Raw genomic sequence first — 6,990 nt, 5'->3', positions numbered from 1 at the left:
ACCTCCACACCCCAAACCATCCCAAACAGAACCTGGGCGCCTTGACGGAAGACATAGAGGCACCCCCCGCCCCGCTCAGTTCGGGCCCGACCGCGCCGGCGTCCACTGCCGGACCCGCCGCCAGGCGCTCGGCGCCGCCCCGATCAGCACCGTGAGGACGATCGCCGCGACCACGCCCTCCCAGGGCTCCGGGAACAGCGAACCGCCGAGGATGCCGATCACCTGGTACGTCACCGTCCAGGCCAGACAGGCCGGCAGGTTGCCGCGGGAGAACCGGCGCAGCGGCCACTTCGCGAGCAGACAGGCCAGCATGATCGGTATGCGCCCGGCCGGCACCAGCCGGGACAGCACCAGCACCGCCACCCCGTGGTCGGTGAGTTTGCGCTGCGCCTGCTCCAGCCGGTCCTCCGGCGCCCGGGTGCGGATCGCCTCCAGCCAGCGCGAGCCGTTCTTCGACTTCAGCCCGCGCCGCCCCAGCCAGTACAGCGCCGCGTCCCCGCAGAACGCGGCCAGCGACGCCGTCACGAACACCAGCGCCAGCGAGAGCGGCGCCGTACGGTGCACGGCGACCACCGCGGCCGAGGAGACCAGCGCGCCCGTGGGCACCACCGGCACCAGCGCCCCGATCAGCACCAGCAGGAACAACGACGGGTACCCGAACGCCTGCTGGGTGGTCTCCGTCGGCACCACCGACGTCACGGCGGCGGCCAGCGGCGTCACCGTACGACCTCCAGGCGCACGCTCGCGCCGTGCGCCAGCCGGTGCACCGACACGCCCGGCGCGCGCAGCGCGGCATGGCGCACGAACTCGTCGCCCGGCGTGTGGAACTCGTGGGGGCGCACACTGTCCATCCCGATCGGCCAGTACGTGCCGTAGTGCACCGGCACGGCGGTGCGCGGCGCGAGCCGGGCCAGCGCCTCGGCCGCGCGCTCCGCGTTCAGGTGCCCCTCGCCCAGGGACGGCCCCCAGCCGCCCACCGGCAGCAGCGCCGCGTCCACCGGTCCGACCTCCTCGGCCATCGTCTCGAACAGGCCGGTGTCCCCGGCGAAGTACGTCCGCGCCCGGCCCTCGACGACGTAGCCGAGCGCGGGGGAGCGGTGCGGGCCCAGCGGCAGGCGCCGCCCGTCGTGCGCGGCGGACACCGCCCGGACGCTCACCCCGCCGACCTCGACCCGGTCGCCGGGCGCCACCTCGGTGATCCGCAGCCGGCCCGGCCGTCCGAGCCGGCGCAGCCCCGGTACCGCCCGTGGTGCGCCCCGGGGCACCAGCAGGCGCGTGCCCGGCGTGAGCCGGGCCAGCGAGGGCAGGTGCAGATGGTCGGCGTGCAGATGCGAGACGAGCGCCACGTCCGCCTGCCAGGCGTCCGGCGGCGGCAGCGCACCCTGGCGGCGGCGCAGGTGCGCGAGCCGACGGGCGAACAGGGGATCGGTCAGCACGCGCACGTTCGAATCCTCGACCGTGCAGGTCGCGTGACCCCACCAGGTGATCTCCACCGGCACCTTCTTTGCCTCCTTCGCGCGACTCCCCCCGACCCTACGCGCAGGGGTAGGGTCGGCGGCGAAAACCCGGAGGTGAGGGGGACGCCATGGGAGAAGTGCCCGATCCCCGCGGCCAAGCCGCCGCGACACCGGTCCGCGTCACGGCGATCGCCAGCCTGACGCCCCTGGAGGAGCTGAACGACGAGCCCTTTCTCGTGGACTCCCGGGGCCAGCACGCCATGTGCGCCCGGTGGGCCGCCGAACACGGCTACGTGGTCGCGCGCGAACTGCTCGTACGGGGACTGCGCACCGACCACACCGCGCTGTGGGACGGCGTACGGCCCGGCGTCGACCTGTTCGTCGCACCCAGCCGGCGCGTGCTGGAGCGGGCGCTGTCCTCCGTGGAGGAGTTCACCGCCGAGTGCGCGCGCCGCGGGGTGCGGGTGGAGACGGTCGGCCAGGCCGAGCCGTCCTACGACGCCCAGATGAAGGCCCGCGTCCACCGCCGCCTCTCCATGCCGACCGCGGGCTACGACGGCGGCTGACCGCACCCGAGACCGCGGGCTACGACGGCGGCCGGCCGCACCCGAGACCCAGGGCCACGACGGTGTCCGGCCGTCCCGAGGCCATGGGGGTCGCCCCCGGCGGGCCGCCGGGCCCCGCCGTCCGCCGCCGGCCGTGTGACAAGCTGGAGCGGGCCCGTGCGGAGGGCCGAGGCCGGGAGGTGAGGGGTGTCGTGGGGAGCGGGCGGTGGCGGCGGGTCGCCAGTCAGATCGGGCGGAGCGTGTCCGTGTGGGCCGTCTCCACGGTCACCATGCTCGTGCTCGCCGGCATCCTGCCGGACTTCCAGCTCCAGTCGCCCGACGGCGACAGCGCGACCACCATCGCCGTCACCGCCGCCCTCGGCGCCGGCGCCTTCGGCGTCCTCTCGGCCGTCGTCTGGCCGCTGCTCGTACGCCTGCTGCTGCTCGTGCCCGCGCTCGTGCTCGGCCTGCTGGTCTTCTTCCTCAACGGCTCGCTGCTCCTGCTCGCCCTGCGCGTCAACCCCTCCGGCCGGCCCGAGGCGGCCCCCGAGACCGCCGTCATCGTGGCCGCCGTGATGTCCGCCGTCGCCTCCGCCACCGGCGCCGCCCTCGCCGTCCGCGACGACGACGCCTACCGCAGCCGCCTGCACCGCCTGGCGCTGCGCCGCGGCCTGCCGACAGCGTGCTCCACCACGCCCGGCACCGCCGTCATCCAGCTCGACGGCGTCGGCCACGACGTGCTGCGCGACGCCGTGGACCAGGGCCTGATGCCGACCGTGGCCCGCTGGCTCGGCGCCGGCCCGGACCCGGCAGCCGTCCCGCCCACCCACCGCCTTGACCCCTGGCGCACCGACTGGTCCAGCCAGACCGGCGCCAGCCAGCTCGCCATCCTGCACGGCACCAACCACGACGTCCCCGCCTTCCGCTGGTACGAGAAGGACACCGGCGAGGTGATGGTCTGCAACCGCCCGAGCAGCGCCGTGGAACTCCAGCGCCGCGCCGTCGCCCGCACCGGCCACGCCGGCCTGCTCGCGGACGACGGCGCCAGCCGCGGCAACCTGTTCAGCGGCGGCGCCGGCGAATCCGCCCTGGTCCTCACCGTCTCGGCGCGCCGCGGCCCCGGCACCCGCTCCCGCGCCGGCTACTTCGCCTACTTCTGCGACCCCGCCAACGCCGTGCGCACCGCCCTGTCCTTCGTCGCCGAGGCCGGCCGCGAGATCGGCCAGTCGGTGCGCGCCCGGCTCCGCAAGCAGCGCCCCCGCGTCTCGCGCGGCGGCCTCTACCCGCTGATCCGCGCCTTCGCGACCGTCGTCGAGCGGGACGTCGTCGTGGCCGCCGTGATGGGCGACCTGCTGGCCGGCCGCAGCGCCGTCTACGCCGACCTGGTCGCCTACGACGAGGTCGCCCACCACTCCGGGCCGCGCAGCCGGGACGCCGCCAAGGTGCTGCGCCGCCTGGACCGCTCCCTCGCGCTGATCGAGAACGTCGCCGAGCACGCCCCGCGCCCGTACCGGATCGTCGTCCTGTCCGACCACGGCCAGAGCCCCGGCGAGACGTTCCACGCCCGCTACGGCCTCACCCTGGGCGACCTGGTCCGGGCCGGCTGCGGACTGCCCGTGCCGCGCCGCGCGGAGCGCACCCGCAGCGGCGCCGAGGCGCGGGCCGCCGTCCGGGCCGCGCTGCGCCGCCCGGTGGAGGAGGGCGGCGAGCACCACCGTCCCGGCCGCCGCCCGGAGCCGGTCGTGCTGGCCTCCGGCAACCTGGGCCTGGTCTCCTTCCCGGACGTGCCGCACCGGATGAGCGAGGAGGAGATCGCCGCCCGGCACCCCGCGCTGCTGTCCACCCTCGCCAACCACCCCGGCGTGGGCTTCCTGCTGGTGCGCAGCGAGGAGCACGGCGGCGTGGTGCTCGGCGCCCGCGGCGCGCGCGTCCCGCTGGCCGACCTCGACGCCGACCCCGGTCCGCTCGCCGTCTTCGGACCCGGCGCCGCCGACGCCGTCCGCCGCACCCACTCCTTCCCGCACACCGCCGACATCATGGTCAACTCCAGCCACGACCCGGCCGACGGCGAGGTGCTGGCCTTCGAGGAGCAGATCGGCTCCCACGGCGGACTCGGCGGCGCCCAGTCCCGCCCCTTCCTGCTGTCCCCGCTGCGGTGCTCCCCGCCCGTGCCCGAGGACACGGAACTCGTCGGCGCCGAGGAGGTGCACGGCGTCCTGCGCCGCTGGCTGACCGAGGCGACCACCGGCCCCGCCGGCCCCCGCGTCCCGGCCCCGGCCGCGCCGGAGCCGTCCGTACCGCAGCCGTCCGCACCGGAACCCGCCGCACCCGCGCCGGCCGCAGCGGAACCGGCCACCGAGGAACGGGCCGCCTGACCCCGCCCCCGGCCCGTCCCCGCTGCCGCGCCCCGCACCGCCCCGAAACATCCACGTCTCCCGCCCCGTTCACCGGGTCCGCGCACCGCGGATGTGATCGGATGGTGGCGACGCACCCCCCGGAAACGGGCACTCAGCGAAAGGTACGGATCACACCGTGGCAACAACGCGCACCGCTCACACCGTCTGGGAAGGCAACCTGCTCGAAGGCAGCGGCGAGGTCAGCTTCGACTCCTCCGGCATCGGCTCGCAGCCGGTGTCGTGGCCGTCGCGCGCCGAGCAGGCGAACGGGAAGACCAGCCCCGAGGAACTGATCGCCGCCGCCCACTCCAGCTGCTTCTCCATGGCGCTCTCGCACGGCCTGACCGGCGCCGGCACCGCGCCCCGCAGGATCGAGACCAAGGCCGACGTGACCTTCCAGCCGGGCACCGGCATCACCGGCATCCACCTCACCGTCGTCGGCGACGTCCCCGGCATCGACGCCGAGTCCTTCGTCGCCGCCGCCGAGGACGCCAAGAAGAACTGCCCGGTCAGCCAGGCCCTGGCCGGCACGACCATCACCCTGGACGCCAAGCTCGCCTGACGCGCCCCGGCCCGCCCCCCGGTGCCGCGCCCCCGCCCCGCGGGTGCGCGGCATCGTCGTTCGCGCCCGCCGGGGTACCCGGAGGACACGGCGGATATCGCGGACACCGCGGACACGGCGGACACGGCGGAAGGGGACGACGATGGCACGCGCGGTCGGGATCGATCTCGGGACGACGAACTCGGTGGTGGCCGTCCTGGAGGGCGGCGAGCCCACGGTCGTGGCCAACGCCGAGGGCGCGCGGACCACGCCGTCGGTGGTGGCGTTCGCCAAGAACGGCGAGGTGCTGGTCGGCGAGGTCGCCAAACGGCAGGCGGTGACGAACGTGGACCGCACCGCCCGCTCCGTCAAGCGCCACATGGGCGACGCGCACTGGCGCTTCCCCGACCAGGGCTCGGTCGACGGCACCCGCTACCGGGCGCAGGAGCTGTCCGCGCGGGTGCTCCAGAAGCTGAAGCGGGACACCGAGGCCTACCTCGGCGAGGACGTCACCGACGCCGTGATCACCGTGCCGGCCTACTTCGACGACGCCCAGCGCCAGGCCACCAAGGAGGCGGGGGAGATCGCCGGCCTCAAGGTGCTCCGGATCATCAACGAGCCCACCGCCGCCGCGCTCGCCTACGGCCTGGACCGGGGCGAGGAGCAGACCGTCCTCGTCTTCGACCTGGGCGGCGGCACCTTCGACGTGTCCCTGCTGGAGATCGGCGACGGCGTCATCGAGGTCAAGGCCACCAACGGCGACACCCTGCTGGGCGGCGACGACTGGGACCAGCGGATCGTCGAGCACCTGGTCAAACGGTTCAAGGGGCAGTACGGCATCGACCTCGGCAGCGACAGGATGGCCCTGCAACGGCTGCGCGAGGCCGCCGAGAAGGCCAAGATCGAACTGTCCTCGTCCACCGAGACGAACATCAACCTGCCCTACATCACGGCCTCCGCCGAGGGCCCGCTGCACCTGGACGAGAAGCTCACCCGCGCCCAGTTCCAGGAGCTGACCGCCGATCTGCTGGACCGCTGCAAGAAGCCGTTCCACCAGGCGGTCCAGGACGCGCGGATCGAGCTGTCCGCCATCGACCACGTGATCCTGGTCGGCGGCTCCACCCGGATGCCCGCCGTCACCGACCTGGTGCGCGACCTCACCGGCAAGGACCCGCACAAGGGCGTCAACCCGGACGAGGTGGTGGCCGTGGGCGCCGCCCTCCAGGCCGGCGTGATCCGCGGCGACGTCAAGGACGTCCTGCTGCTCGACGTCACCCCGCTGTCCCTGGGCATCGAGACCAAGGGCGGCATCATGACCAGGCTGATCGAGCGCAACACCACGATCCCCACCCGGCGTTCGGAGATCTTCACCACCGCCGCCGACAACCAGCCTTCGGTCGGCATCCAGGTCTACCAGGGCGAACGCGAGATCGCCGCCTACAACAAGAAGCTCGGCGTCTTCGACCTCACCGGCCTGCCGCCGGCCCCGCGCGGGGTGCCGCAGATCGAGGTCGCCTTCGACATCGACGCCAACGGCATCATGCACGTCTTTGCCAAGGACCTGGCCACCGGCCGCGAGCAGAAGATGACGGTCACCGGCGGCTCCGCCCTGCCCAAGGACGACATCGACCGCATGATGCGCGAGGCCGAACAGTACGCCGAGGAGGACCGGGCCCGCCGCGAGGCCGCCGAGACCCGCAACCAGGCCGAACAACTCTCCTACCAGACCGAGAAGTTCCTCCGCGACAACGGCGACCGCGTACCCGCCGACACCAAGGGCGAGGTGGAGTCGGCCGTCGCCGAGGTGAAGACCCTGCTGGAGCGGGACGCCGACACCACCGCCCTGCGCGCCGCCACCGACCGCCTCGCCACCGTCAGCCAGCGGATGGGCCAGGCGATGTACGCGCAGGCGCGGCAGAGTCCGCAGGGCGGCGGCGAACAGCCGGACGAGCGGGGGCCGGAGCGGGAGGACGAGGGCGTGGTGGACGCCGAGATCGTCGACGAGGACCGCGACACCAAGGGCGGAGCCGCCTGACACCAGGACGCGACAC

The 6,990-nt window shown here is 74.4% G+C and carries 6 protein-coding genes; 4 read left to right on the top strand and 2 right to left on the bottom strand.

All coding sequences use genetic code 11. From position 1 onward, the window contains the following. Nucleotides 1-75: 75 nt before the first annotated feature. Both ABEB07_RS37880 and ABEB07_RS37875 read right to left on the bottom strand, forming a co-directional pair. Entirely contained in the window at nucleotides 76-720 is a 645-nt protein-coding gene (locus tag ABEB07_RS37880; RefSeq protein ID WP_164585697.1) for a VTT domain-containing protein, read from the bottom strand. Then, nucleotides 717-1,499, bottom strand: a complete 783-nt coding sequence (locus ABEB07_RS37875) for an MBL fold metallo-hydrolase (RefSeq protein ID WP_345672600.1) — start codon at nucleotides 1,497-1,499, stop codon at nucleotides 717-719. The genes ABEB07_RS37880 and ABEB07_RS37875 overlap by 4 nt, the downstream gene beginning before the upstream one ends. 86 nt (nucleotides 1,500-1,585) lie before the next feature. Here ABEB07_RS37875 and ABEB07_RS37870 point away from each other — a divergent pair, with 86 nt between their 5' ends. From ABEB07_RS37870 to dnaK, 4 genes are all read left to right on the top strand, one after another. After that, the gene (locus tag ABEB07_RS37870; RefSeq protein ID WP_176151179.1) at nucleotides 1,586-2,023 is read left to right on the top strand and encodes a hypothetical protein; all 438 of its coding nucleotides are present in this window, start codon (nucleotides 1,586-1,588) and stop codon (nucleotides 2,021-2,023) included. A 245-nt stretch (nucleotides 2,024-2,268) separates the two neighbouring features. Next, nucleotides 2,269-4,377 (top strand): phage holin family protein, encoded by a 2,109-nt coding sequence (locus ABEB07_RS37865; protein WP_425589148.1) that lies wholly within the window; start codon nucleotides 2,269-2,271, stop codon nucleotides 4,375-4,377. A gap of 157 nt (nucleotides 4,378-4,534) precedes the next feature. Then, a complete protein-coding gene (locus tag ABEB07_RS37860; RefSeq protein WP_345672598.1) occupies nucleotides 4,535-4,960 on the top strand; it encodes an OsmC family protein in 426 nt (141 codons plus the stop codon). A 142-nt stretch (nucleotides 4,961-5,102) separates the two neighbouring features. Continuing rightward, complete coding sequence (gene dnaK / locus ABEB07_RS37855) at nucleotides 5,103-6,974, top strand: molecular chaperone DnaK (protein WP_345672597.1); 1,872 nt, start codon at nucleotides 5,103-5,105, stop codon at nucleotides 6,972-6,974. Nucleotides 6,975-6,990 lie beyond the last annotated feature (16 nt).

The sequence above is a fragment of the Streptomyces similanensis genome, assembly GCF_039543625.1.
GTDB classification, from domain to species: domain Bacteria; phylum Actinomycetota; class Actinomycetes; order Streptomycetales; family Streptomycetaceae; genus Streptomyces; species Streptomyces similanensis.
The sequence above is the reverse complement of the archived record's forward strand: the minus strand, read 5'-3'. Positions and strand labels throughout refer to the sequence as shown.

What these genes read in the sequence shown, in the direction of transcription:
- ABEB07_RS37870 (WP_176151179.1), top strand. Translation starts at nt 1,586, where the DNA reads ATGGGAGAAGTGCCCGATCCCCGCGGCCAAGCCGCCGCGACACCGGTC.
- dnaK (WP_345672597.1), top strand. Translation starts at nt 5,103, where the DNA reads ATGGCACGCGCGGTCGGGATCGATCTCGGGACGACGAACTCGGTGGTG.